The sequence below is a fragment of the Rhodococcus sp. NPDC079359 genome (genome assembly GCF_040702585.1).
Classification (GTDB): Bacteria; Actinomycetota; Actinomycetes; order Mycobacteriales; family Mycobacteriaceae; genus Rhodococcoides.
In genome coordinates this window covers 275452-299590 of sequence record NZ_JBFBLH010000001.1, presented here as the reverse complement: position 1 = coordinate 299590, position 24139 = coordinate 275452, and the positions used below count along the sequence as shown (strand labels likewise).

At 65.8% G+C, this 24139-nt stretch carries 24 protein-coding genes; 10 read left to right on the top strand and 14 right to left on the bottom strand.

What is annotated here, in order from left to right:
• Positions 1-46 precede the first annotated feature (46 nt).
• Both AB0362_RS01445 and AB0362_RS01440 read left to right on the top strand, forming a co-directional pair.
• Entirely contained in the window at positions 47-811 is a 765-nt protein-coding gene (locus AB0362_RS01445; protein WP_366234678.1) for a 2-phosphosulfolactate phosphatase, read from the top strand.
• A 97-nt stretch (positions 812-908) separates the two neighbouring features.
• On the top strand, positions 909-1652 hold the full coding sequence (locus AB0362_RS01440; protein WP_366234677.1) for a polyprenol monophosphomannose synthase: 744 nt from the start codon (positions 909-911) through the stop codon (positions 1650-1652).
• 8 nt (positions 1653-1660) lie between these two features.
• On the opposite strand, the gene AB0362_RS01435 is transcribed toward AB0362_RS01440, so the two are convergent.
• The 5 genes from AB0362_RS01435 to AB0362_RS01415 form a co-directional block, all read right to left on the bottom strand.
• Positions 1661-2446, bottom strand: a complete 786-nt coding sequence (locus tag AB0362_RS01435; RefSeq protein ID WP_366234676.1) for an SDR family oxidoreductase — start codon at positions 2444-2446, stop codon at positions 1661-1663.
• A gap of 135 nt (positions 2447-2581) precedes the next feature.
• Positions 2582-3868 (bottom strand): pitrilysin family protein, encoded by a 1287-nt coding sequence (locus tag AB0362_RS01430; protein ID WP_068050751.1) that lies wholly within the window; start codon positions 3866-3868, stop codon positions 2582-2584.
• 67 nt (positions 3869-3935) lie between these two features.
• Positions 3936-6197, bottom strand: a complete 2262-nt coding sequence (locus AB0362_RS01425) for a polyribonucleotide nucleotidyltransferase (RefSeq protein WP_094642123.1) — start codon at positions 6195-6197, stop codon at positions 3936-3938.
• Between the two features lie 391 nt (positions 6198-6588).
• Complete coding sequence (gene rpsO, locus AB0362_RS01420) at positions 6589-6858, bottom strand: 30S ribosomal protein S15 (protein ID WP_032397847.1); 270 nt, start codon at positions 6856-6858, stop codon at positions 6589-6591.
• A 119-nt stretch (positions 6859-6977) separates the two neighbouring features.
• Entirely contained in the window at positions 6978-7946 is a 969-nt protein-coding gene (locus tag AB0362_RS01415; protein ID WP_094669994.1) for a bifunctional riboflavin kinase/FAD synthetase, read from the bottom strand.
• 232 nt (positions 7947-8178) lie between these two features.
• On the opposite strand from AB0362_RS01415, the gene AB0362_RS01410 reads away from it, so the two are divergent.
• From AB0362_RS01410 to AB0362_RS01395, 4 genes are read left to right on the top strand one after another with little or no spacing between them, the layout of a single operon-like run.
• Positions 8179-9012, top strand: coding sequence for a metal ABC transporter substrate-binding protein (locus AB0362_RS01410; RefSeq protein ID WP_149406057.1), 834 nt, complete (start codon positions 8179-8181; stop codon positions 9010-9012).
• On the top strand, positions 9009-9836 hold the full coding sequence (locus tag AB0362_RS01405) for a metal ABC transporter ATP-binding protein (RefSeq protein WP_366234675.1): 828 nt from the start codon (positions 9009-9011) through the stop codon (positions 9834-9836). Before AB0362_RS01410 ends, AB0362_RS01405 begins: the two co-directional genes overlap by 4 nt.
• Positions 9837-9839: 3 nt before the next feature.
• Complete coding sequence (locus tag AB0362_RS01400) at positions 9840-10712, top strand: metal ABC transporter permease (RefSeq protein WP_366234674.1); 873 nt, start codon at positions 9840-9842, stop codon at positions 10710-10712.
• 19 nt (positions 10713-10731) lie between these two features.
• A complete protein-coding gene (locus AB0362_RS01395; protein WP_094642412.1) occupies positions 10732-11466 on the top strand; it encodes a metal-dependent transcriptional regulator in 735 nt (244 codons plus the stop codon).
• A 34-nt stretch (positions 11467-11500) separates the two neighbouring features.
• On the opposite strand, the gene truB is transcribed toward AB0362_RS01395, so the two are convergent.
• From truB to AB0362_RS01380, 3 genes are read right to left on the bottom strand one after another with little or no spacing between them, the layout of a single operon-like run.
• Positions 11501-12433 carry a tRNA pseudouridine(55) synthase TruB gene (truB, locus tag AB0362_RS01390; RefSeq protein ID WP_366234673.1) on the bottom strand — a complete coding sequence of 311 codons (933 nt, stop codon included), beginning with the start codon at positions 12431-12433 and terminating at the stop codon, positions 11501-11503.
• A 35-nt stretch (positions 12434-12468) separates the two neighbouring features.
• Positions 12469-13134, bottom strand: coding sequence for a 4'-phosphopantetheinyl transferase (locus AB0362_RS01385; protein ID WP_366234672.1), 666 nt, complete (start codon positions 13132-13134; stop codon positions 12469-12471).
• Complete coding sequence (locus tag AB0362_RS01380) at positions 13131-14054, bottom strand: metallophosphoesterase (protein WP_149405960.1); 924 nt, start codon at positions 14052-14054, stop codon at positions 13131-13133. The genes AB0362_RS01385 and AB0362_RS01380 overlap by 4 nt, the downstream gene beginning before the upstream one ends.
• Before the next feature lie 248 nt (positions 14055-14302).
• On the opposite strand from AB0362_RS01380, the gene AB0362_RS01375 reads away from it, so the two are divergent.
• The 4 genes from AB0362_RS01375 to AB0362_RS01360 all read left to right on the top strand — a co-directional run bounded on the left by AB0362_RS01375 (position 14303) and on the right by AB0362_RS01360 (position 17403).
• Positions 14303-14695, top strand: a complete 393-nt coding sequence (locus tag AB0362_RS01375) for a TOBE domain-containing protein (RefSeq protein WP_188078650.1) — start codon at positions 14303-14305, stop codon at positions 14693-14695.
• A gap of 64 nt (positions 14696-14759) precedes the next feature.
• Positions 14760-15503, top strand: coding sequence for a molybdate ABC transporter substrate-binding protein (gene modA, locus AB0362_RS01370; protein ID WP_366234964.1), 744 nt, complete (start codon positions 14760-14762; stop codon positions 15501-15503).
• A 2-nt stretch (positions 15504-15505) separates the two neighbouring features.
• Positions 15506-16312 (top strand): ABC transporter permease, encoded by an 807-nt coding sequence (locus AB0362_RS01365; RefSeq protein ID WP_366234963.1) that lies wholly within the window; start codon positions 15506-15508, stop codon positions 16310-16312.
• Positions 16309-17403, top strand: coding sequence for an ATP-binding cassette domain-containing protein (locus tag AB0362_RS01360; protein ID WP_149405964.1), 1095 nt, complete (start codon positions 16309-16311; stop codon positions 17401-17403). The genes AB0362_RS01365 and AB0362_RS01360 overlap by 4 nt, the downstream gene beginning before the upstream one ends.
• Before the next feature lie 3 nt (positions 17404-17406).
• On the opposite strand, the gene AB0362_RS01355 is transcribed toward AB0362_RS01360, so the two are convergent.
• From AB0362_RS01355 to AB0362_RS01330, 6 genes are all read right to left on the bottom strand, one after another.
• The gene (locus AB0362_RS01355) at positions 17407-18735 is read right to left on the bottom strand and encodes an MATE family efflux transporter (RefSeq protein ID WP_366234671.1); all 1329 of its coding nucleotides are present in this window, start codon (positions 18733-18735) and stop codon (positions 17407-17409) included.
• Positions 18732-19730, bottom strand: a complete 999-nt coding sequence (locus AB0362_RS01350; protein WP_366234670.1) for a bifunctional oligoribonuclease/PAP phosphatase NrnA — start codon at positions 19728-19730, stop codon at positions 18732-18734. The genes AB0362_RS01355 and AB0362_RS01350 overlap by 4 nt, the downstream gene beginning before the upstream one ends.
• A 1-nt stretch (position 19731) precedes the next feature.
• Entirely contained in the window at positions 19732-20265 is a 534-nt protein-coding gene (gene rbfA / locus AB0362_RS01345; protein ID WP_366234962.1) for a 30S ribosome-binding factor RbfA, read from the bottom strand.
• A 103-nt stretch (positions 20266-20368) separates the two neighbouring features.
• Positions 20369-20659 (bottom strand): DUF503 domain-containing protein, encoded by a 291-nt coding sequence (locus AB0362_RS01340; RefSeq protein ID WP_068050194.1) that lies wholly within the window; start codon positions 20657-20659, stop codon positions 20369-20371.
• A gap of 154 nt (positions 20660-20813) precedes the next feature.
• A complete protein-coding gene (gene infB, locus AB0362_RS01335; RefSeq protein ID WP_317784201.1) occupies positions 20814-23708 on the bottom strand; it encodes a translation initiation factor IF-2 in 2895 nt (964 codons plus the stop codon).
• Between the two features lie 97 nt (positions 23709-23805).
• Positions 23806-24138 carry a YlxR family protein gene (locus AB0362_RS01330; protein WP_317784200.1) on the bottom strand — a complete coding sequence of 111 codons (333 nt, stop codon included), beginning with the start codon at positions 24136-24138 and terminating at the stop codon, positions 23806-23808.
• Between the last annotated feature and the right edge of the window lies 1 nt (position 24139).

The following is a 24139-nucleotide window of genomic DNA, read 5'->3' as shown; positions in this document are numbered from 1 at the left end:
CCCGCGCCGAAGGTATCACCGGCACCGGAGTTGATACCGTTCCGCAATGCCGGCCGACCCCGTACTGTCCCAGAACGCTTTCGGGCTCCGCTTCGACTGGGGTCTGTGCGGTGCCGACGCCATCGTCGACGGCGCAGACGTCGCCGTCGTCGTGGACGTCCTGTCCTTCACCACCACTCTCACGGTTGCTGTGGACGCAGGCATCGACGTCATCCCCAGTCGGTGGCGCGACGACCGGGCCACGCAGTTGGCCGAGCAGTTCGACGCGGTGCTCGCAGTGGGGCGGTCGGCCGCCTCACCGGGCCTGATCAGCTTGTGCCCGGCGACCGTACGGGCCGTGCCTGCTCCGGCACGGCTGGTGCTCCCGTCACCGAACGGATCCACCATCGCCCACGAGCTCGCGAGCATGGCCCCGCTGTGCGTGGGAGCGTCGCTCAGAAACGCATCGGCCGTAGCGCAGTGGATACGTGCCAGGAACCGAGATGCAGTGACAGCGGTCATAGCGGGCGGTGAAAAGTGGCCGGACGGATCCCTCCGGCCTGCCGTCGAAGACCTGTGGGGTGCCGGTGCAGTCATCGCTGCCCTCGTCGACGCCGGAGCTGCCGATGTCTCCCCGGAGGCGCGCGCAGCTGCGTCCGCGTGGCGAGCCGTGGAGCGAGACGTGGGCTCGGAGCTGCGGCAATGCGGCTCCGGTCGTGAATTGGCAGCGATGGGGCACCCGGAAGACGTGGACATCGCAGCCGAGGTCGATTCGAGTTCGAGCGTTCCGATTCTGCGCGACGGCGTATTCGTCGACGCGACTCGGGCATGAGTCGACCGGCGCTCGAAAACGACCCACGATGCCGACCCGACACGGCCGGTTGTGTCCGATATTTGGATCGGAACCTCGAATCACGGATCATACGGTGGTGAGTACGGAACGAGTCGCCCCGAAGACCACCGTCGTTGTACCGACGTACAACGAACGTGAGAACCTCCCCAAGCTCGTCGAGCTGCTGGCAGGGTTGCAGGTGGAGGGGCTCGGTGTGTTGGTCGTCGACGACAATTCGCCCGACGGCACCGGCGACGTCGCCGACAAGTTGGCCATCGACGGCCCCATCGAGGTCAGCGTTCTGCACCGCACGGAGAAGAACGGGCTCGGACGCGCGTACGTCGCAGGCATGACGAGGGCTCTCGACGAGGGTGCGGACATCGTCATTCAGATGGACGCCGATCTGTCGCACCCCACCGAGGTGATCCCGGCGATGATCGACAAACTGAACACCACCGACGCGGCCGTGGTGCTCGGATCGCGATACGTACCGGGCGGAGCGGTCGCCGCCGATTGGCCCTGGCACCGCAAGGCCCTGTCCGCATGGGCGAACTTCTACGTCAACACGATCCTGCGCCTCGGCGTCAAGGATGCGACGGCGGGATTCAAGGCGTGGCACGCGCGCACCCTGCGCACCATCGATGTTGCCTCGGTCGAGAGCAACGGGTACGCATTCCAGGTCGAGATGAACTACCGAACCGTCAAGCACGGCCTCACTCTCGCCGAAGTGCCGATCACCTTCGAGGAGCGCAGCGAGGGCGAATCCAAGATGAGCCTGTCGGTTCAGCTCGAGTCGGCATTGGTGCCCTGGAAGTTGTTGCTGCGCAAGAACAAGCTCTGACCGAAGCGTCACGGCGTGAAGCGTCGGAATCCGCCTTCGGCACCGATGACCTGGCCGGTGATCGAGCCCGAATCGGGCGAGAGCAGCAGCGCCACGACCGCCGCGGCCTCGTCCGGAGAGTTCCACCGACCGCGCGGCATGTGGCGCGAGACGAACTCGTCCAGATCGGCACTCGCCCAACCGGTGTCGGTCGGACCAGGATTGATCTTGTTGACGGTGATACCCCGTTCGATCAGCGAATCGGCCAAGGTCGGTGTGATCGCGGCGATCGCACCCTTGGTCACCGCATAGGGAATCTCGGTCGGCATCGGCCCCTCCCCCTGCCCGGACGTGAACAGCACGACGCGTCCGCCGTCGCGGTGATCGACGTACCGTTGCGCAAATTCCTGCACCAGAACTAACGACGCACGCACGTTCACCGCCCACGTCAGGTCGAGGTTCTCTGCCGTCAGAGACCCCAGGTCGCCCAGCTGTGACCGGGCATGGTTGATCACCAACGAGTCGACGGCACCGAACCTGGACTCGGCAGCATCGAACAGGGCGGCAGGTGCTTCGGGATCGGAGAGATCGACGTCGAGATGCCCGAGTCTGCCTGGCGCGGTGGACAACTCGGCGAGCACCTGCACCGCCCCCGGTGTCCCTGCTCCCCACGGCTCGCTCACGTCGTAGGCATCGCAGGATTGCGCGAAGACGCGGGCGCGCTCATCCTGCAGCAACCTACGGGTGATGGCGTAGCCGATACCGCGGCGTCGACCCACACCGGTGACGAGGACGGTACGCCCATCGCTGTTCATGCTGCATTGTCGACCGTAGCGGCATACACGTCAACGCCGAGAGCACGGTTGGTACCGTCGCACCGGAGAATCCACAGTTCACCGCCCTGCGACTGTGGACCTCCGTGCACGGAAACAGCGACGTGATCGCCGACGCTACCGAACCAGAGACTTGACCGACGCCGGTAGCTGGCGGACGTTTTTGTAGGGGCCGACCACCGCGGCACCGAAAGGACGGTCGAGCAACACGGCAGCGACCTCACGTACTTCGTCGTTGCCGACACTGTCGATCCGCGCCAACGTATCGGTGATGTCGCGGTGATTGCCGTAGTTCAGTTCGCTACGACCGATCCGGTTCATCCGAGAGCCCGAATCTTCGAGTCCCAGAACCAATCCGCCGCGCAACGAACCCTTGGCCCGCGCACACTCCGCGTCGGTGATGCCCTCGGAGGCGACCTTGGCGAGCACTTCCCTGATCACCGTGGTCACTTCGCCCAGGTTCTCCGGCTGACAACCCGCGTAGACGGAGAACGCACCGCTGTCGGCAAACGTGTCCACCGAGGAGTACACCGAGTACGCCAGTCCGCGCTCTTCCCTGATCTCCTGGAACAGACGAGAACTGAGCCCGCCGCCCACTGCCGAGTTCAGCACGGACAACGCCCAGCGATGCCCTTCGTGTCGACCGAACGCACGTACGCCGAGGCACAGGTGTGCCTGCTCGCTGTCACGAGTGGTCAGGCTCAATGTGGGGGCGTTACGCAATCGCGCTGTGCCGCTTCGCCTTTCGGCCGGTCGCAGTCCCTTTTCCAGATGGCCCGCGAAAGCGCGACGCACCAACGACACAATCTGCTTGTGATCGACGTTGCCCGCGACAGCAACCACCATGCGCTGCGGCGTGTAGCGGCGAACGTGGAACGAGTGCAATTGCGCACGGGTCATCGACTCGATGGATTCGACGGAGCCGATGATCGGGCGCCCGATCGGATGATCACCGAACATGGCTTCCAGGAAGGCATCTCCCAGCAGATCCTCGGGATCGTCGTCGCGCATGGAGATCTCTTCGAGGACCACCTGACGCTCGACGTCGACATCTGCCGATCGGCAGCGGCCGCGAAGCACCACATCGCTGACGAGATCGATGGCGAGCGCCACGTCCTCGTCGAGCACGTGCGCGTAGAAGCACGTGCTCTCCTTCGAGGTGAACGCGTTCAGCTCTCCCCCGACACCGTCCATCACCTGGGCGATCTCGAGCGCACTGCGCGTGGGCGTCGATTTGAACAGCAGATGTTCGAGGAAGTGTGCTGCACCGGCAACACTGGGTTGCTCGTCGCGCGAGCCGACTCCGACCCACACACCGACCGAGGCCGAGCGAACGCCGGGCACGAACTCGGTGACGACCCGAAGACCGCCGGGCAGAGTGGTGCGTTGCACGCCCGTGTCGATGCCGGTGCTCTCTGGAACGGCCGAACGGTACGTCCCGAGGGGACGTACCGTTCGGCTCGATTGCTTCTTACTCAGCGCTGACCTCGGCGGGTGCCTCGGGAGCGTCGGCGGGAGCAGCAGCGTTGTCGTCTTCGACGGGAACGAGGCTGATCTTGCCGCGGTTGTCGATATCGGCGATCTCGACGCGCAACTTGGATCCGACGCTCACGACGTCCTCGACCTTGTTGATGCGCTTGCCGTTACCGAGCTTGGAGATGTGCACCAGTCCGTCGCGGCCCGGGAGCAGCGAGACGAATGCACCGAAAGCCGTTGTCTTGACGACGGTTCCGAGGAATCGCTCGCCGACCTTCGGCAGCTGCGGGTTGGCGATGGCGTTGATCATGTCGATCGCGGCCTGTGCGGACGGGCCGTCCGCTGCACCGACGTAGACAGTGCCGTCATCTTCGATCGAGATGTTGGCACCGGTCTGCTCGGTGATGGAGTTGATCATCTTGCCCTTGGGCCCGATGACCTCGCCGATCTTGTCGACCGGCACCTTGATCGCGGTGACGCGAGGTGCGTACGGGCTCATCTCGTCCGGGGTGTCGATGGCCTCGGCCATGACCTCGAGGATCGTCGTGCGCGCATCCTTGGCCTGCGACAGCGCGCCGGCGAGCACCTTGGAGGGGATGCCGTCGAGCTTGGTGTCGAGCTGCAGTGCGGTGACGAAATCCTTGGTTCCGGCGACCTTGAAGTCCATGTCGCCGAATGCGTCCTCGGCACCGAGGATGTCGGTGAGGGCGACGTAACGGGTTTCACCGTCGACCTCGTCGGACACGAGGCCCATTGCGATTCCGGCGACCGGGGCACGCAGCGGCACACCGGCGTTGAGCAGCGACAGGGTCGATGCGCAGACCGAGCCCATCGAGGTCGAGCCGTTGGAGCTCAGTGCCTCGGAGACCTGGCGGATGGCGTACGGGAACTCTGCCTGGCTGGGCAGAACCGGCAGCAGAGCGCGCTCGGCGAGTGCGCCGTGACCGATCTCGCGACGCTTCGGCGAACCGACGCGGCCGGTCTCACCGGTGGAGTACGGCGGGAAGTTGTAATGGTGCATGTAGCGCTTGGACGTCTCGGGCCCGAGCGAATCGACCTGCTGCGCCATCTTGACCATGTCGAGGGTGGTGACGCCCAGGATCTGGGTCTCGCCGCGCTCGAACAGGGCGGATCCGTGGGTACGCGGGATGATCGCGACCTCGGCGGACAGCGACCGGATGTCGGTGATGCCGCGGCCGTCGATGCGGAAGTGATCGGTGAGGATGCGCTGGCGAACCGACTTCTTGGTCAGTGCGCGGAATGCGGCACCGATCTCCTTCTCGCGGCCGGCGAAGCTGTCTCCGACCGACGTGAGGACCTGAGCCTTGACCTCGTCGAGCTTGCTCTCACGCTCGGCCTTGCCTGCGATGGTCAGTGCCTCGTTGAGCGGGATCTTCGCGGCGTTCTCGACGGCCTCGAAGACGTCCGACTGGTACGCCGGGAAAACCGGGTAATCGCCGGTGGGCTTTGCTGCCTTGGACGCGAGCTCCTGCTGTGCGGTGCACAGGGCTGCGATGAAGGGCTTCGATGCCTCGAGTCCCTCGGCGACGACCGCTTCGTTGGGGGCGGTAGCGCCACCCTCGATGAGCTCGATGACGTTCTCGGTGGCTTCTGCTTCGACCATCATGATCGCGACGTCTGCGTCGGCACCGGAGCCGGAGACGATGCGGCCGGCGACGACCATGTTGAACACGGCCTTCTCGAGCTGCTCGTTGGTCGGGAACGCGACCCACTGCTTGTCGATCAGGGCGACGCGAACGCCGCCGATCGGACCGGAGAACGGCAGTCCGGCGATCTGCGTCGAGGCCGATGCCGCGTTGATCGCAACGACGTCGTACAGATCGGCCGGGTTGAGGCTCATGACCGTGATGACGACCTGGATCTCGTTGCGCAGTCCGTCGACGAACGTCGGACGCAGCGGCCGGTCGATCAGGCGGCAGGTGAGGATGGCGTCGGTGGACGGACGGCCCTCGCGGCGGAAGAACGATCCGGGGATACGGCCCGCGGCGTACATGCGCTCTTCGACGTCGACCGTCAGCGGGAAGAAATCGAAGCCCTCACGGGGGTGCTTGCCGGCGGTCGTTGCCGACAGCAGCATGGTGTCCTCGTCGAGGTACGCGGCGACTGCGCCTGCGGCCTGCTGTGCGAGGCGGCCGGTCTCGAAGCGGATGGTCCGCTTGCCGAACGTGCCGTTGTCGATGATCGCAGTTGCTTCGTAGACGCCTTCTTCGACGTCCAAAGTTGTGGTTTCCGACATGTGTTCTGTTCTCGTCCTCTCGTCTTTGCCGTGCCCGCGTGGACACACCACCAGCCCTCCTGGCTGTGGCGGCATACCTGTGCCGTCCATCTCCGAGCTTCTCTCGGGACGCGGCTGCGCGGAGGCGGCCATCGATCGAAGCCCACCGGATCTCGTATCCGAAAGGCCACTACCGAAGACCGTCACCACGGCGTGACAGGCATACACGGCGTGTGCGAATGCTGTGCATCCGCTTTCTCGTGCTGGCGTAACTGTTCTTGCGGTACAAACACAGATAGCCAACGAGGAACAGTCTAAGCACTGCCTCGTTGGCTACTGCACTATTGCTGCGAGTCGGGTGCGCACCGGCGCGTCGAACCGTGCATCGGTGACTTCCTCGCGTCGTTCTGAATTATCGACGCAGACCCAGACGCTCGATGAGCGAGCGGTAGCGGGTGACGTCGACCTTCGCGATGTACTTGAGCAGACGACGACGACGTCCGACCAGCAGCAGCAGGCCGCGGCGGGAGTGGTGGTCGTGCTTGTGCGTCTTGAGGTGCTCGGTCAAGTCGACGATGCGCTTGGTGAGCATTGCAACCTGCGCCTCGGGCGAGCCCGTGTCGGTGGGGTGCAAGCCGTACTCGCCGAGAACGGCCTTCTTCTGTTCGGTGGTCAATGCCACTGGTACTACTCCTGATCAATGACGTCCGCGTGAAAGGAAGCTACGCGCCCGGTGTCGAGACAACGGGATCGAAGCCGGTACAGCCGCCGCGGACCGCAGCGAGCACCGAGGGGAGCCTATCAGGCCGTGCTGGCCGCCAGGATCGTCCGGGCCCGCTCGGCGTCGCGGCCCATTTCCTCCACGAGGGCTTCCATCGAGTCGAACTTCTCCATGCCGCGCAGTCGGTCGACGAAGTCGACTGCCACGTGCTGGCCGTACAGGTCGGCCTCACCGTCGAGGACGAATGCCTCGACGGTCCTGGTACGACCCGAGAACGTGGGATTGGTGCCCACCGACACGGCAGCCGGATGCCGCTCCCCCGGAGTGACCGTCCCCATGATCGGACCCGGCCCGAGCACTGTGAACCATGCCGCGTACACACCGTCGGCGGGAATGGCCGAGTACATGGGTGGCGCGACATTGGCTGTGGGATAACCCATTTGGCGACCTCGGCCGTCTCCGTGCACGACGACTCCTTCGACGCGATGCGGTCGCCCGAGCGCGGCGGTGGCTGCAGCGACGTCACCGGCGTCCACGCACGATCTGATGTACGTCGAGGAGAACGTCACGGCGTGCTCGGCGAGCAGGTTGACTCCGTCGACTGCGAAACCGGACCGTTCGCCGATCTTGCGCAGCATGGGCACGGTGCCGAGCGCCTTCTTCCCGTAGGTGAAGTTCTCGCCGACAACGACCTCGGCAACGTGCAGACGTTCGATCAGGATCTCGTGCACGTATCGCTCGGGAGTGAGCTTCATCAACTCCGGCGTGAACGGCATGACGCAGAAGACGTCGATACCCAATTCCTCGGCGAGTTCGGCTCGCCTCGTCAGGGTCGTCAACTGAGCAGGATGGCTTCCCGGTCGCACGACCTCCATCGGATGGGGATCGAACGTCATGAGCACGCTGGGAACGCCGCGCTTCTTCGCAGCGGCCACCGCTCGCCCGATCAGTTGTGCGTGTCCGCGATGAACGCCGTCGAAGACGCCGATCGTGAGCACGCACCGACCCCAGTCGGCAGGTACATCGTCGAGACCTCGCCATCTCTGCACACCGCGAAGCCTACGGCCCGACGGCCGCTCGGTCACTCTCGGACAGGCGTGTCGCGCGCGGCACGTATGGACAAAAAGGTATCCCCACGGTAAATATTTCGGTGTGCCTAACTTTTTTCTTCGCCGGTGTGGATCGCGCCGTGGGCGGATTCTCGCGAGCTGGGCCGTGGTGGGACTACTGGTGGCAGCCTCGAGCGGCTGCGCCCGTGCCGTCGGGGACGACGATCCGGCGATGCTCGACGACGGCAGACCCCTGGTTCTGACGACCTTCACCGTCCTCGCCGACATGGCCGCCAATGTCGCAGGCGATCACCTCCGAGTGGAATCGATCACAAAAGCCGGGGCCGAGATCCATGGCTACGAGCCGACCCCAGGAGACCTACGCACAGCAGAGCAGGCCGAGCTGATCCTGGACAACGGGCTCGGGCTGGAGGCCTGGTTCGAGAAATTCGTCGAGCGCATCCCCGCACCCCACGCCGTGGTGAGTGCGAACGTGGACCCGATCTACATTCGCGACGACGCCTACGCGGGCAAAGCGAACCCCCACGCGTGGATGTCCCCCGTCGTGGCCGAGACGTACGTCGAGAACATCGCCGACGCGTTCGTCGCGCTCGATCCCGCCAACACCGACGACTACCGCGCGAACGCAGCCGCATACGTGGGACAACTTCGCGAGGTCGGTGCCGAACTGGCCGCGGATCTCTCCGGGCTACCGGCTCGTCAGCGCGCGCTCGTCACCTGCGAGGGCGCATTCGGCTATCTGGCCCGCGACTTCGATCTGCAGGAGGCCTACCTGTGGCCGGTCAACGCCGAGCAGGAAGGAACGCCGAAGCAGGTGGTCCGCACCATCGACTTCGTTCGCGACAACGACGTACCCGCCGTGTTCTGCGAGTCGACGGTCTCGGACAAGGCGCAGCTGCAGGTCGCCGAGGACACCGGCGCGCGCTTCGGCGGACAGCTCTACGTCGATTCTCTGAGCGACGCCACCGGACCGGTCCCCACGTACCTGGATCTACTGCGCTACGACGCACGGTTGATCGCCGACGCACTGGTAGGAGAACGATGACCCAGCACACTGGTGACCCTCACTACAAGGCCCCGCACGAGACCGTGGCAGCGCTGACGGTGGACGCCGTCAACGTTCGATACCGCGACGTCGTAGCCCTCACCGATTCCAGCCTGACCCTTGCACCCGGCCGGGTGTGCGGGTTGGTCGGAATGAACGGATCGGGCAAGTCGACGCTGTTCAAAGCCATCATGGGAGTGGTCAAGCCCAACTCCGGCTCGATCACCGTGTTCGGCGGAGACCCGGCGCAGGCGCGCAAGGCCGGCACGGTCAGCTACGTGCCCCAGGCGGAATCCGTCGACTGGACGTTCCCGATCAGCGTGCGCGACGTGGTGATGATGGGCCGATACGGGAAGCAGAATTTTCTCCGCAGTCCCCGAGCCGCCGATCGACTGGCCGTCGACGAGGCTCTGCAGCGCGTCGACCTCGCCGAACTGGCGAACCGACAGATCGGCCAGCTCTCCGGCGGTCAACGCAAGCGCGCGTTCGTCGCCCGCGCCATCGCCCAGGAGGCATCGCTGCTGTTGCTCGACGAGCCCTTCGCCGGTGTGGACAAGAAAACCGAGGCCACCATCACCAGGCTGCTCCGCGAACTCGCAGCACAGGGTGCGTCGGTTCTGGTGTCCACACACGATCTTCACGCCCTACCGGAACTGTGCGACGAAGCGATCCTGCTGCAACAGCGCGTGCTCATGCACGGCAGTCCGATCGACGTACTGCGCCCGGAGAACCTGGCGCTGGCCTTCGGCATCGACCCGTCGAAGGTCGGCGAGTTGGGTGCGGGCACTCGAACTCCGTCCACCCGAACCACGGAAGCGAGCTGAACCGTGTATCTGATCGATTTTCTGGTGGACCCACTCGAGTACACCTTCATGCAGCGAGCCCTCCTGGTCACCGTCACCGCCTCGATCGTGTGCGCGGTACTGAGCTGCTGGCTCGTCCTCATCGGGTGGTCGCTGATGGGCGACGCCGTCTCGCACGCAGTTCTTCCCGGCGTCGCGCTGTCGTACCTGTTCGGGGCACCGTTCGCGATCGGAGCGCTGGTGTTCGCGCTCATCGCGGTCGGTGCCATCGGAGTGGTCCGCAACACCACCATCGTCAAGGAGGACGCCGCTATCGGCGTCGTCTTCACCACCTTGTTCGCGCTCGGTGTCGTCCTGATCTCCAAGTTTCCGAGTCAGATCGACCTCAACCACATCCTGTTCGGCAATCTGCTGGGAGTCTCGCAGGCAGACATGGTCCAGGTGTTCGTCCTCGGCGGTATCGCGCTGGTCGTCATGATCGTCAAACGTCGCGACTTCACTCTCTTCGCCTTCGACCGCACCCAGGCCCGCGCCGTAGGCATCAACCCGACGGTGATCTCGGCCGTCATGCTGACCCTGCTCGCCCTGACGACCGTGGTCGCGCTCCAGGCCGTCGGCGTCATCCTCGTGGTGGCGATGCTGATCACTCCCGGTGCGTCCGCCTATCTGCTCACGCACAGCTTCGGCCGCATGCTCGTGCTGGCACCGCTCATTTCGGTGGGTTGCGCGCTGGTGGGGATCTACGCCAGCTTCTACCTCGACGTGTCCTCCGGCGGCAGCGTCGTACTCACCCAGGGACTCGTCTTCGTCCTTGCCTACCTCTTCAGCCCCTCACAGGGCATCGTCGTCCGCGCTCTGCGACAACGCGGCCAGGTGCCGGTGGCTCCGGCCGGGTGAGATGTCTTTTTCCATTGGATTGCCTAAGCTCGGCGACGTGGCGCTACGAAAAGACGATCCCGCACCGGCCGACGAGGGCGTCCAGCTGTCCGCAGTTGCGCAGGACTATCTCAAGGTCATCTGGACGGCCAGTGAGTGGAGCGAGGACTCGGTCAGCACCAAGATGCTCTCCGAGCGCATCGGTGTTTCCGCCTCGACGGTGTCCGAGGCGATTCGCAAGCTCGCCGACCAAGGCATGGTCGACCACGCCCGCTACGGAGCCATCTCACTGACCGAGAAGGGTCGTCTCGCTGCCATCGGTATGGTGCGTCGGCATCGTCTGATCGAGACCTATCTGGTCCGAGAGCTGGGTTACGGCTGGGACGAAGTGCACGACGAGGCGGAGATCCTCGAACATGCCGTCTCGGATCTGATGATGGATCGAATCGACGCCAAACTGGGCCACCCCGAACGCGATCCGCACGGCGACCCGATTCCGTCCGTCGACGGTGCGATCGAGGCCCCGTCCGCGACCCGCCTGAGCGACTACCTCGACGGACAGTCCGGCCGAGTCGCCAGAATTTCCGACTCCGACCCGGCGATGCTCCGCTACTTCGACTCCGTCGGCATCACGCTGGACCTGCCGATCACGGTGGTCGAACGACGCGACTACGCCGGCACCGTCGCCATCGAGCTGGCCCGCACCGACGCCACTGATTCCATCGATCTCGGCCACCGCGCCGCAGAGGCGATCTGGATGGTTCCGGCGACCTGATCGCCGGGTCGGTGCCGCATCCGTGCCGAGTGTTTCAGTGCCCGCGCAAGGTCGCAGGCCGCACGACCATGACCGAACTGGCGCGCTTGCCCTTCTCCTGGAGCAGAGCGATGGTGTGACCGGTGGGATCGACCGCCGCGTACACCCCGTCGATTCCGATCGGATCCAGCCACCGTCCCTGGCTCAACGATTCCGCCTCACTCGCGTCGATCTGCCGGTGCGGGAACGCCGTTCGGGCCGCCTGATCGATGTCCAGGCTCACGGCCGGGTCCTCTGCCAGATCTTCGAGTGTCCGCGCATGATCGAGGGTGAAGGGTCCGACGCGGGTGCGGCGCAGCACGGTCAGATGGCCGCCGACGCCGAGCGCCGCGCCGAGGTCCCGCGCCAGGGCCCGAACGTACGTCCCCGAGGTGCAGTCCACCTCCACATCGAGGTCGACGAACGCGGATTCGTTCTCCACCACATCGCGCCTGGCCGTCACGTCGAATCGGGTGACGCTGACCTTGCGGGCGGCGAGTGTGAACTCCTCACCTGCGCGAGACAATTTGTGGGCACGTTGCCCGTCGACCTTGATGGCGCTGACACTGGCAGGAACCTGCTCGATGTCCCCGGTCAGGGCGGCAATCGCGGTCGAGATCTCGGTGTCGGAGACATGCGCGGCCGAAACATCGGCCAGGACGTCGCCCTCGGCGTCGTCGGTCGTCGTGCTCCGGCCCAGCCGGATGGTGGCGGTGTACGACTTCGTGGTCAGCGAGAGCAGTCCCAGCATCTTGGTCGCACGCTCCACGCCGAGCACGAGCACGCCGGTCGCCATGGGATCCAAGGTCCCCGCATGGCCGACTTTTCTGGTGCGCAACAGTTTTCGGCACGACGCCACCACATCGTGGCTCGTCACTCCCGGCCCCTTGTCGACCACCAGCAGGCCGGCACCGACGAGACCGGACGAAATCTTTTCGCGAGCACTCACGAGTGAGCATTGTGCCAGGCCCGCGGAGCAGGTCGTCACATCACCGAGATCGCGGTCATCACCAGACCGCCCGCAACCATCCATCGACCGTCGAAGGCCCGCAGCGGCGGCCCGGACATCGTGTCTCCTGGCACCAGCAGCTCGGAACGGAACGTTCCCGAAATGTCGTCACCGGAGCCGGTGCGCTCGAAGGTGATGTGTGCGTCCTCGAAGCCGAGCCAGCGTCCGGTCAACGGCTCCCAGGCCTTGTACGTCGCTTCCTTGGCGCAGAACAACACTCGATCCCAGTGCACGTCCTCGCGGCCCGCGGTCGCGAGCCACTCCCGTTCGGCCTCGAGACTCACCGCCTCGAGCACTCCATCGGGCAGGGGTCCGTGCGGCTCGGCGTCGATTCCCACCGAACGCACCTGCATCGAGTGGGCCAACACCGCACCGCGATACCCGTCGCAGTGCGTCAACGATCCGACCACACCCTTCGGCCATTGCGGAGCACCGGACTTGCCGCGCATGATCGGCGCAGGCTCGACACCCAGCTTCTCCATCGCCACCCGCGCACAGTGTCGAGCCGAGGTGAACTCACGCTTGCGCTTGTCCACCGCCTTGGCCACCAGCGGGGCCTCGAGCGGATGCGGCGTCAAACCCGGTGGGTCCGCGAACAATTCGGCCGAGACGACGCCGTTGGGAAGTATCGATTCGATCACTTGCCTGCCCTCATCTTCTCTACCTCTGCCTCCATCTCGGGCGTCACCGTGAAGTGCCCGCCCCACTTGTTCAACGCGCCCGGCGGATACTCGGGGACCGGAAGAATCTGTCGCAGAACGTTCTTCGGTAGGCCGCGCCGCTGCCATTCGCGCGGATAGCCCACCGACACCTCCTCGAAGCGAACGCCGTCGTAATAGGTGGTCCGCGGAATGTGCAGGTGCCCGTACACCGAGCAGATCGCGTTGTACCGCGTGTGCCAATCCGCCGTCAGTGTGGACCCACACCACAGCGCGAACTCCGGGTAGAACAGCACCTCGGTCGGCTGCCGAACCATCGGGAAATGATTGATCAACACCGTCGGAACGGAGGTGTCGAGCGCATCGAGACGCTCCCGGGTGGCGTCGATCCGCGCATGGCACCAGGCATCGCGCGTCGCGTACGGCTGCGAGGACAGCAGGAATTCGTCGGTGGCGACGACGTTCTTCTCACGTGCGATCGCCAGTCCGTGTTCCTTGTCTCTCGCTCCCTGCGGCAGGAACGTGTAGTCGTAGAGCAGGAACATCGGCACGATCGTCGCCGGGCCACCCTCACCCTCCCACCGCAGATAAGGGTCCTCCGGGGTGACGACGTCGATCTCGCGGCACAGGTTGACCAGGTACTCGTATCGAGCCGCCCCGTGGATCTGGACGGGATCTTTCACCGTCGTCCACAGCTCGTGGTTTCCGGGAACCCAGATGACTTTCGCGAAACGGCTACGGAGCAGTTCGAGCGCCCACTTGATGTCGTCGGTCTTCTCCGACACGTCACCGGCGACGATCAGCCAGTCCTCGGGCGATTCGGGAAAGATGTCCTCGGTCACGGGCCGGTTGCCCCGATGTCCGACGTGAATGTCGCTCACTGCCCACAGCTTCGCTGCCACTGAAAATTCCTTCCGATGCGCTCGGCCGCCGGCGTCGAATCGCCAGAACCGTCCGAGAACGTACCAACGCCCAATACTCCCCGCAGATTCCGCGGCGTTTCCGGGCGGGGTGAGGCGGCAACTCGGTCGACGGTGGGGCGGGAGTACGCGCGGAAAACGAAATCGAGGCCATTCAACCGCAGATTCGGGTATATGGTGCCTTTCATGACTTGTTTGCGGATGTCTGCTGTGGTGGCATCACGATGACGGTGCCCCCGATCCGCGTCCGAGACGCCGCGGCGCTACTCGGTGTCAGTGACGACACCGTCCGCAGATGGATCGACAGCGGAGCGCTCCCCTCGCTCGAGGACGAGAACGGACGCAAGGTCATCGCCGGCCGGGACCTGGCCGACTACGCGCGCGAACATGCTGTCCCTCCGCCGGAGATCGCGTCGGGCGGAAGCTCTGCACGCAACCGACTCGTGGGGTTGGTCACCGAGGTCGTCTCGGATGCGGTGATGAGCGAGGTGAGCATGCAGTGCGGGCCGTTCACGATCGTGTCCCTGATGAGCACCCGCTCGGTTCGCGAACTGGGGCTGGAGCCCGGCAAGGTCACCGTCGCTGTGGTCAAGGCCACGACCGTCATCGTCGAGACACCGTAGGACACAGGAGATGTTCGTGAAGACACTGCGACCGGTATCCGCGCTCGTCATCGCAGCCACCCTCGTGCTCGTCGGGTGCAGCTCGAAGTCCGATTCGACCGCGCCCGATGGACCCTCGGACGGTAGCGCGGTCCGAGGCGAGATCACGGTCTTCGCCGCAGCATCGCTTCGTGCGACGTTCACCGAGCTCGGTGATCGATTCGAGGCCGAACACCCCGGCACCTCGGTGGAGTTCAGCTTCGCGGGCTCATCCGATCTGGCCGCGCAGCTGATCTCCGGCGCCCCTGCCGACGTCTTCGCCTCCGCGGATACGAAGAACATGACCGAGACGGTCGACGAGGGCCTGGTTGCGGATGACCCCGTCGACTTCGCGTCCAACACGCTGACCATCGTGACCGCCCCCGGAAACCCGGACGGCATCGCATCGTTCGCCGATCTGGCAAACCCCGACGTTCTCACGGTGATCTGCGCGCCCCAGGTGCCGTGCGGCGCGGCGACGGCCTCGGTCGAGGCCGCTACCGGCACGCAGATCCCGGCCGTGAGCGAGGAATCCTCGGTCACCGACGTGTTGGGCAAGGTGACCTCGGGGCAGGCCGATGCCGGACTGGTCTACGTGACCGACGCTGCCGGGGCAGGAGAGGCCGTGACCGCGGTGCCCTTCGAGGAGTCGAGCGAGGCCGTCAACACCTACCCGATCGCGACACTGAGCGGGTCCGACAACCAGGGCACCGCCCGCGCTTTCACCGAGTTCGTCACCGGACCCGTCGGGCAGGACGTACTCGGTCGAGCCGGCTTCGCAGCTCCGTGACCGTGCGAGTCGCACACGACGGGCGGTCGACCGTCGGTGTGCCGGTGTGGATTTTCGTTCCGGCAGCCATCGGTGCACTCCTCGTGGTGGCACCGCTGGCCGCGATATTCACCCGAATCGACTGGTCCAATTTTCTCGGACTCATCACCTCCGAATCCGCTGTCGCGGCGTTGATCCTGAGCCTGAAGACGGCGACGGCCAGCACCGCAGTGTGCGTGGTTCTGGGCGTGCCGATGGCAATCGTGCTCTCGCGCAGCTCGATTCGCGGGCTCTCGATCCTTCGCTCTCTCGTCGTACTGCCCTTGGTTCTGCCCCCGGTGGTCGGGGGCATCGCGCTGCTCTACACCTTCGGGCGACAAGGCCTGTTGGGCGAGCACCTGGACGCCTTGGGGATTCGAATAGCGTTCACCACCTCGGCCGTGGTGCTGGCACAAGTGTTCGTGTCGCTGCCTTTCCTGGTCGTCAGCGTCGAGGGCGCACTGCGCACGGCCGGCGACCGGTACGACGTGGTGGCCGCGACTCTGGGGGCCACCCCCACGACCGTTCTACGGCGCGTCACCGTTCCGCTGATACTTCCCGGACTGATATCGGGAACCGTCCTCGCCTTCGCGCGCGCGCTCGGAGAATTCGGAGCGACCTTGACCTTCGCCGGATCCCTCGAAGGCGTGACCAGGACACTGCCGCTGGAAATCTATCTGCAACGCGAGAGCGACCCCGATGCCGCGGTGGCGCTGTCGCTGGTGCTGATTCTCGTGGCGGCACTCGTCGTCGTGACCGCACGCGGCACTCGGTCGTCGGGAACGCTGTGAACTCACTGCACCTGCGGGCCACACTCGGCGTCCGCGGCATCGATCTCGAACTGGACGTCCCCGAGGGTGAGACGGTAGCCATCCTCGGACCGAACGGGGCAGGCAAATCGACACTGCTGCAGCTCGTCTCCGGTGTGGTGGCACCCGACGAAGGAATCGTCCGACTCGGCGAGGACGTGCTGACCGATACCGTCTCGAACACCGTCGTGCCGATTCACGCCCGAGGCGTCGCGACCCTCTCTCAGGAAGCTCTGCTGTTTCCTCACATGGACGCTCGCACGAACGTGGCCTTCGCACCGCGTAGCGCCGGCGCGAACCGCGTCGCCGCGCGTGCCGTCGCCGATACCTGGCTCGACGCGGTCGGAGCCTCCCACCTGGCCGATCGCCGCCCCGGCCAGCTGTCCGGCGGTCAGGCTCAACGAATAGCCATCGCACGCGCTCTTGCGGCCGACCCACGCCTGCTGCTGCTCGACGAACCCCTCGCGGCGCTGGATGTGGACACGGCACCGAGCATTCGACGAGTACTGCGCACGGTGCTGCGCGCGAGCGGTCGCACGGCCTTGATCGTCACCCACGATCTGCTCGACGTTGTCGCGCTCGCCGATTCCGTCGCGGTCGTCGACGGCGGACGCGTCGTCGAGCGCGGCTCGGTCACCGAGGTCCTGACCGCACCTCGCAGCGAATTCGGTGCCCGCATCGCGGGGGTGAACCTGCTCTCGGGACGGGCAGTCGACGCCGACGACTCGACGTCCCTGACCACGAACTGGGGACTGACGGTCCACGGCTCCGGGCGGTACACCACCGGAACCGCACTGGTGGCGGTGTTCTCCCCCGCCGCCGTCTCGGTACACCCGACGGCCCCGCACGCAAGCCCGAGAAACGTGTTCGAGGTGGTGATCGAGGAGATGGAGGTGCAGGGCTCCGGCATTCGTGTTCGATCACGTCCGCAACCCGACGGGTCTCCCGGCATGGCTGCAGACATCACCCCTGCCGCGGTGTCGGATCTCGGGCTCGAGCCCGGCGGCACCGTCTTCTTCGTCGTCAAGAGCCGTGAGGTGGCATTGCACCCCGCGTTGCCGTCGCAACCCTGACGGCTATCGGCGGAGTTGGCGATCGCTGCCGATCACCAGCCACTTTCCGGACAGTACTCGGCCCGCGACTGCAAGCATCCGCAGTGCGACGAAGACGCCGAGCCCTGTCCAGATCCCTACCAGTCCCCAGTCGAACACCAGAGCCGACCAGATGAACGGCAGAAAGCCCACGACGGCGCAGGCCATGGTCGCGTTTCTCAGAAATGCAGCGTCGCCGCTGCCGAGCAGCACACCGTCCAACGCGAACACCACGCCGGCAATGGGGATGATCGCGACGAAGATCCACCAGATCGCATGCATCTCGTCGATGACCGATGCGTCGGTGGTGAACAGATCCGGGACGAACGACCGCCCGACGGCGAACACGCCGGCGAGAACGACCGCGAACACCGTCGACCACGCTGTCAATCGCCACGCCAGGGCGCGCGCATCGTCGATCCTGCTCGCGCCCAGGGCGGCTCCGACCAGGGTCTGAGCGGCGATTGCCAGTGAATCGAGCATCAACGACACCAGGTTCCACATGTGCAGAACAACCTGGTTGGCGGCGACCGAGGCGGCACCGAACCTCGACGCGACCGCAGCGGCGGACAGAAAACAGGCCTGGAACGCCAGACTGCGCACGATCAGGTCGCGGCCCAGCACCAGTTGTGCGCGCATCACCGACCAATGCGGGCGCAATTCGGTGCTCGCCCGCACGACTGCGCCGACGAACAGCGCACCGGCGACGCCCTGGCCGATCACGTTCGCCACGGCCGATCCCACCAGCCCGAGCCGTGGGAATCCCAGCAACCCGTGGACCAGAAGGGGGCACAACACCGCTGACACACCGAAGCCGAACACGACGAAACGCAGTGGCGTCACCGTGTTCTGAACCCCACGCATCCATCCGTTTCCGGCCAGCGACACCAGGATGAACGGCACACCGAGCAGAGCCACGCGCAGCCACGCGATGGCCTCGGCAGCGATGTCACCGCCGCCGGTCAGCACCGAGACCACGGGCTCGGCGGCGAGTTGCATCACCGCGACGATGGCGATACCGATCGCGAAGGCCAACCAGGTTGCCTGCACACCCTCACCGACGGCATCGCGTTCGCGGCCTGCACCGTGCATGCGAGCCGCTCGCGCGGTCGTGCCGTAGGAGAGGAACGTCAGCTGTGTGCTGACCTGGGCCAACACGAGCCCACCGATGGCCAGGCCGGCGAGGGCGAGCGCGCCGAGCCGGCCGACCACGGCGGCGTCGAACAACAGGTACAGGGGCTCGGCAGCGAGGACGCCGAGAGAGAGCAACGAGAGACCGAGGATCTTTCGAGCCGTGACCGGGGTGGAACTCACGACGCCGACAGGGCCTCACGCAGCGCATCGATCACGTCGGGCAGGTCGCCGGTCGCGGTGTAGCCGGCTGCATTGCGGTGCCCGCCACCGCCGAGCGCGCACGCCACCGCCGACACGTCGACCTCGGTCTTCGAGCGCAGAGAGACCACCCAGACCGACCCGAAGTCCTGTTGCTTGAGCACCGCGGCGACCTCGGCCTCGGAGGTGGTGCGCACGATGTCGATCACGCTCTCGATCTCCTCGGACCGCAGTCCGGCCGAATCCTCGCTCCTGATGACGGCGTACACCAGCCCTCGCCCGTCGGCCGCGTCGGGAAGCAACGATGCCGAACCGAGCACCGACCCGAGCATCGGCAACCAGTCGAACGGGTGAGTGTCGAGCAGCTTGCGGGCGATGTGAGCCCCGTCGATCCCCGTGGCCAACAGTCTCTCCGCCAACAGATGAGAACCCGGGCGAACCCAGCGGAACGAACCGGTGTCGGTGACCAGACCCGCGAACAGCAGGTGGGCCAGATCGGCATCGATCTCGACGCCCCACCGATCGAACAGCCGCGCGATGACGGCGGTGGTGGACTCAGCAGACGCGTGCACCACGTTCAGCGTTCCGAATCGTGTGTTGCTGCGGTGATGATCGATGACGAGGCTGGCCGAGGCCGTATCGAGTCGGTCGCCCAGCGAACCCAGCCGACCTCTGCTTCCGGCGTCGACCGTGACCACCAGGTCGACGGACTCGGTGACCTCGTCTACGTCGACAAGGAGGTGTCTACCGGGTAATTCGTCCATCGACTCGGGCAGCGACGCCGGTGCTGCGAACGCCACCTGGACGGTCGCGCCGCGACGTTCGAGCACCGAACCGAGCGCAAGCCCACTACCGATCGTGTCGGCATCGGGTTGAACATGACACAGCACGGTCACCGAGGATGCACGTTCGAGCATCTCGATCGCCCGCGCCAGATCCTGGTCGGCCTCCGACACTGCCCCCGAATCGTCGGACATGTCAGTCGGCTTCGGCGGGCTCGACGTCTGCAGGAGTGGAGCCTGCGGAATGACCATCCAGTGCAGGAGTGGAGCCTGCGGAATGACCATCTATGTCTGCGACTTCGCGTGGAGCTTTGTACGGGTCCGGGTCCCCGGCCGGCTTGGCGTTCGCACGCGCGCGGGCCAGTTCTTCGTCGGCCACGCGGGCGCGTTCGAGCAGGTCTTCCATGTGGCGTGCGGTGTCGGGCACCGTGTCGGTCACGAACGTCAACGTCGGCGTGTACCGCACACCCGTTCCGGCTCCGACCTTCGAGCGGAGCACGCCCTTGGCCTTCTCCAGTCCTGCCGCAGCGGCCTGAAGATCGGGCGGAGTATCGAGGTCTTCACCCATCACGGTGTAATACACCGTGGCGTCGTGCAGGTCAGCAGTCACCTTGGTATCGGTGATGGTCACGAATGCCAGCCGTGGATCCTTGATCTCGTGATCGATCGCCGTTGCAACGATGGCGGCGATTCGCTTGGACAACTTTCGAGCCCTGGCCTGGTCCACCACGACAATCACACTCCTCTTTCATGGCCGAACGTCGATTCTGTTCCGACGTGGCGGCGGTTGTGCACTTCTCGTCCGCCGAGCAGCGCTCGGCGGACTTCCCGGATCAATCCTCGGGTCCGAAGATTCTCCGGCGTACTGCCAACAGTTCCAGATCGTGGCGTTCGGCGACATGCCGTTCGCACTCGTCCAGTTTGTCGTGCAGTAGGTCGACGTCGGTACCGGCCGCGGCAACCCCCAGCAGGGATCGCCGAATACGTTCTCGCTCACCGGTTTCGGCAGCCGAGACTCCCAGCCGTTGCAGATCACCGAGCACCGGTTCCACCATCGACCGTTTCTCGGCGAGCGAACGCACATCCCCCAACAACACGTCCAACTCCAGAGCACCCAGATACACGCTGACGTCCTTCGATCAGCTTCGACGACAAAGCCGGTGGCGGTACATCTGTCGTACCGCCACCGGCTCGAAAGTCGGAGCGCAGTGTCACTCCCCTGGCTTCACCACCGAGCCGACGCGACCGGGTGCGGAGCCGAAAGGCTCCGCATCCGTTCTAGTCGCGCGGCTTTTCACGGAGCTCGTACGCCTCGATGACATCGCCCACCTTGATGTCGGAGTACGTCACCGTCAAACCACATTCGTAGCCCTCGCGGACCTCCGTCGCGTCGTCCTTCTCGCGACGGAGCGAGGAGATCGTGACGGTTTCCGCGACAACGGCGCTGTCTCGGATGAGTCGCGCCTTGGCGTTGCGACGGATCGTACCGGAGGTGACGAGGCAACCGGCGATGTTTCCGACCTTGGAGGAACGGAACAGCGCGCGGATCTCGGCCTGCCCGAGGGCAACCTCTTCGTACACCGGCTTGAGCATGCCCTTGAGGGCCTTCTCGATCTCGTCGATGGCCTGGTAGATCACCGAGTAGTACCGGATGTCGACGCCTTCACGGTTGGCCAGCTCGGTGGCTTTGCCCTCCGCTCGAACGTTGAAGCCGATGATGATCGCGTTGGATGCCGACGCCAGGTTGACGTTGGTCTCCGTGACGCCACCGACACCGCGGTCGATGACGCGCAGTTCGACCTCGTCGTCGATCTCGATCCCGAGCAGCGCCTCTTCGAGCGCTTCCACGGTTCCCGAGTTGTCTCCCTTGAGGATCAAGTTCAGCTGCGAAGTCTCCTTCAGAGCTGCATCGAGATCGTCGAGGCTGATGCGCTTGCGGCTCTTGGCTGCCAGAGCGTTGCGCTTGCGCGCGTTTCGACGGTCGGCGATCTGTCGAGCGATTCGGTCCTCGTCGACCACCAGAAGGTTGTCGCCTGCACCGGGCACCGACGTGAAGCCGATGACCTGCACGGGACGGGACGGCATCGCTTCGGTGACGTCCTCACCGTGCTCGTCGACCATGCGACGAACGCGTCCGTATGCGTCACCGGCGACGATCGAGTCACCGACACGCAACGTTCCGCGAGCGATGAGCACGGTCGCGACCGGGCCGCGACCACGGTCGAGGTGCGCCTCGATGGCGACACCCTGAGCGTCCATGTCCGGGTTGGCGCGCAGATCGAGCGACGCGTCGGCCGTCAGCAGCACCGCTTCGAGGAGGGCATCGATGTTGGTGCCCTGCTTGGCGGAGATGTCGACGAACATCGTCTCGCCGCCGTATTCCTCGGCGACCAGACCGTATTCGGTGAGCTGCTGCCGGATCTTGTCCGGGTTCGCACCCTCCTTGTCGATCTTGTTCACCGCGACCACGATCGGCACGTCGGCTGCCTGTGCGTGGTTGATGGCCTCCACCGTCTGCGGCATGACGCCGTCGTCGGCTGCGACCACCAAGATCGCGAGGTCGGTGGCCTTGGCACCACGGGCACGCATGGCCGTGAAGGCCTCGTGACCGGGGGTGTCGATGAACGTCACGAGACGTTCGTTACCTTCGAGCTCGGTCAGCACCTGGTACGCACCGATGTGCTGCGTGATTCCGCCGGCCTCGCCTTCGCGCACCGTGGTGTTGCGAATCGAGTCCAACAGTCGCGTCTTACCGTGATCGACGTGGCCCATGACGGTGACCACCGGGGGACGCTGCTCCAGATCGTCCTCGCCGCCGGCATCCTCGCCGTAGGTGAGATCGAACGAGTCCAGCAGCTCACGATCTTCGTCCTCGGGACTGACGACCTGAACGACGTAGTTCATCTCGCCGCCGAGAAGCTCCAGCGTCTCGTCGTTGACGGACTGCGTCGCGGTGACCATCTCACCGAGGTTGAACAGGGCTTGGACAAGTGCAGCCGGGTTCGCGTCGATCTTGTCCGCGAAGTCCGACAGCGATGCGCCGCGGGCGAGACGAATGGTCTCACCGTTGCCGCGGGGCAGCCTGACGCCGCCGACTGCGGGAGCCTGCATGCTCTCGTACTCGGCGCGCTTCGCCCGCTTCGACTTGCGGCCACGACGAACTGCTCCGCCGGGACGACCGAATGCACCTGCTGCTGCGCCGCGCTGACCGGGGCGTCCACCGCCACCGGGACGACCGCGGAAACCACCTGCGGGAGCGCCGCCTGCGGGGGCACCACCGGGAGCGCCGGGAGCGCCGCCGCCGCGGTAGCCACCGCCACCGCCGCCGCCCGGGCGTCCGCCCGGAGCGCCACCGGGACGACCGGGACGACCTGCTGCGGGGCCGGGACGTGCCGAACGGGTCGGCATGGCACCGGGGTTGGGGCGAGGAGGCATCGAGCCGGGGCTCGGACGAGGTCCGGCCTGGCCCGGTGCGGGACGGGGCCCACCCTGCCCTGGAGCCGGACGACTGCCACCGGACGGTGTTGCGGGACGAGGCCCACCTTGTCCGGGAGCGGGGCGTCCGCCACCGGGGCGCGGAGCACCGGGAGCGGGCCGAGGAGCAGGGCGCTCCACGGGAGCCGAGGAGTACGGGTTGTTACCGACACGCGGAGCCTTGGGGCCGGGCTTGGGGCCGGGACCTGCGGGCTTCGGAGCGGCCGGGGCCGGTGCAGCGTCGCTGGTGGCAGCCGACGCGGCGGGAGCCTGCTCGACCGGAGCGGCAGGCTCGGGGGTAGGCGCTGCGGGGGCCGGAGCCGGCGCAGCAGCCGGAGTCGCGGGTGCAGCGGGTGCTGCCTCCACGGGAGCTTGCGCTGCGGGTGCTTCCGGCTCTGCCGGACGCGGTGCCGGCTTGGGGCCGGGACGGGGTCCGCCCGGTTTCGCGGCACCCGGCTTCGCGGTGCTGCTCGCTGCCCGATCGGCCGCTGCGCGACCGTTCGGTGCAGCTGCGGCCGGTGCCGACGCGTCCGTGTTCTCGGACGGGAAGGATTCACGCAGTCGACGCGCCACGGGGGCTTCGACTGTGGATGATGCGGACTTGACGAACTCGCCTTGCTCTTTGAGCCGTGCGAGTAGTTCCTTACTGGTGACACCGAGTTCTTTTGCCAACTCGTGCACGCGGGCCTTGCCTGCCACTGCTCTCCTCACTGAGAGGCCGAGCGAGGCTTGGTGCCCGCACGACCTCGGGTTATCTCCGATGGACGTTCATCGTTGGTGCTTCACGGTGTGCTCATCAGTGCTGTTGCCTGTTCTTGTCGACGGGTGTTGCTCTTGTCGTGTCCTCGGCCTGCAGTTGTTCGTGCTCGTCGAGCACGACTGTCACTGCGGACGATTCCACATTTCCCGATATCCGAAACGCACGACCGAAGACTCGGCGTCGTTCCGCATTGTGCAGGCACTCTCGGCTGTAGTGCAACCACGCACCACGGCCGGACATCGAATGCCGGACATCGGGGACGAGAGCGAATTCGTGCGAACCAGCTTCTCGAACCACGATCCTCAACAGATCGGCGGCCGGCACTCGCTCCCTGCACCCGATGCATGTACGAATCGGCCGGCTTGTCACT

What these genes read in the sequence shown, in the direction of transcription:
- AB0362_RS01445 (WP_366234678.1), top strand. Translation starts at nt 47, where the DNA reads ATGCCGGCCGACCCCGTACTGTCCCAGAACGCTTTCGGGCTCCGCTTC.
- AB0362_RS01435 (WP_366234676.1), bottom strand. Translation starts at nt 2,446, where the DNA reads ATGAACAGCGATGGGCGTACCGTCCTCGTCACCGGTGTGGGTCGACGC.
- AB0362_RS01425 (WP_094642123.1), bottom strand. Translation starts at nt 6,197, where the DNA reads ATGTCGGAAACCACAACTTTGGACGTCGAAGAAGGCGTCTACGAAGCA.
- AB0362_RS01410 (WP_149406057.1), top strand. Translation starts at nt 8,179, where the DNA reads ATGCTCGACGACGGCAGACCCCTGGTTCTGACGACCTTCACCGTCCTC.
- AB0362_RS01405 (WP_366234675.1), top strand. Translation starts at nt 9,009, where the DNA reads ATGACCCAGCACACTGGTGACCCTCACTACAAGGCCCCGCACGAGACC.
- AB0362_RS01350 (WP_366234670.1), bottom strand. Translation starts at nt 19,730, where the DNA reads ATGTCCGACGATTCGGGGGCAGTGTCGGAGGCCGACCAGGATCTGGCG.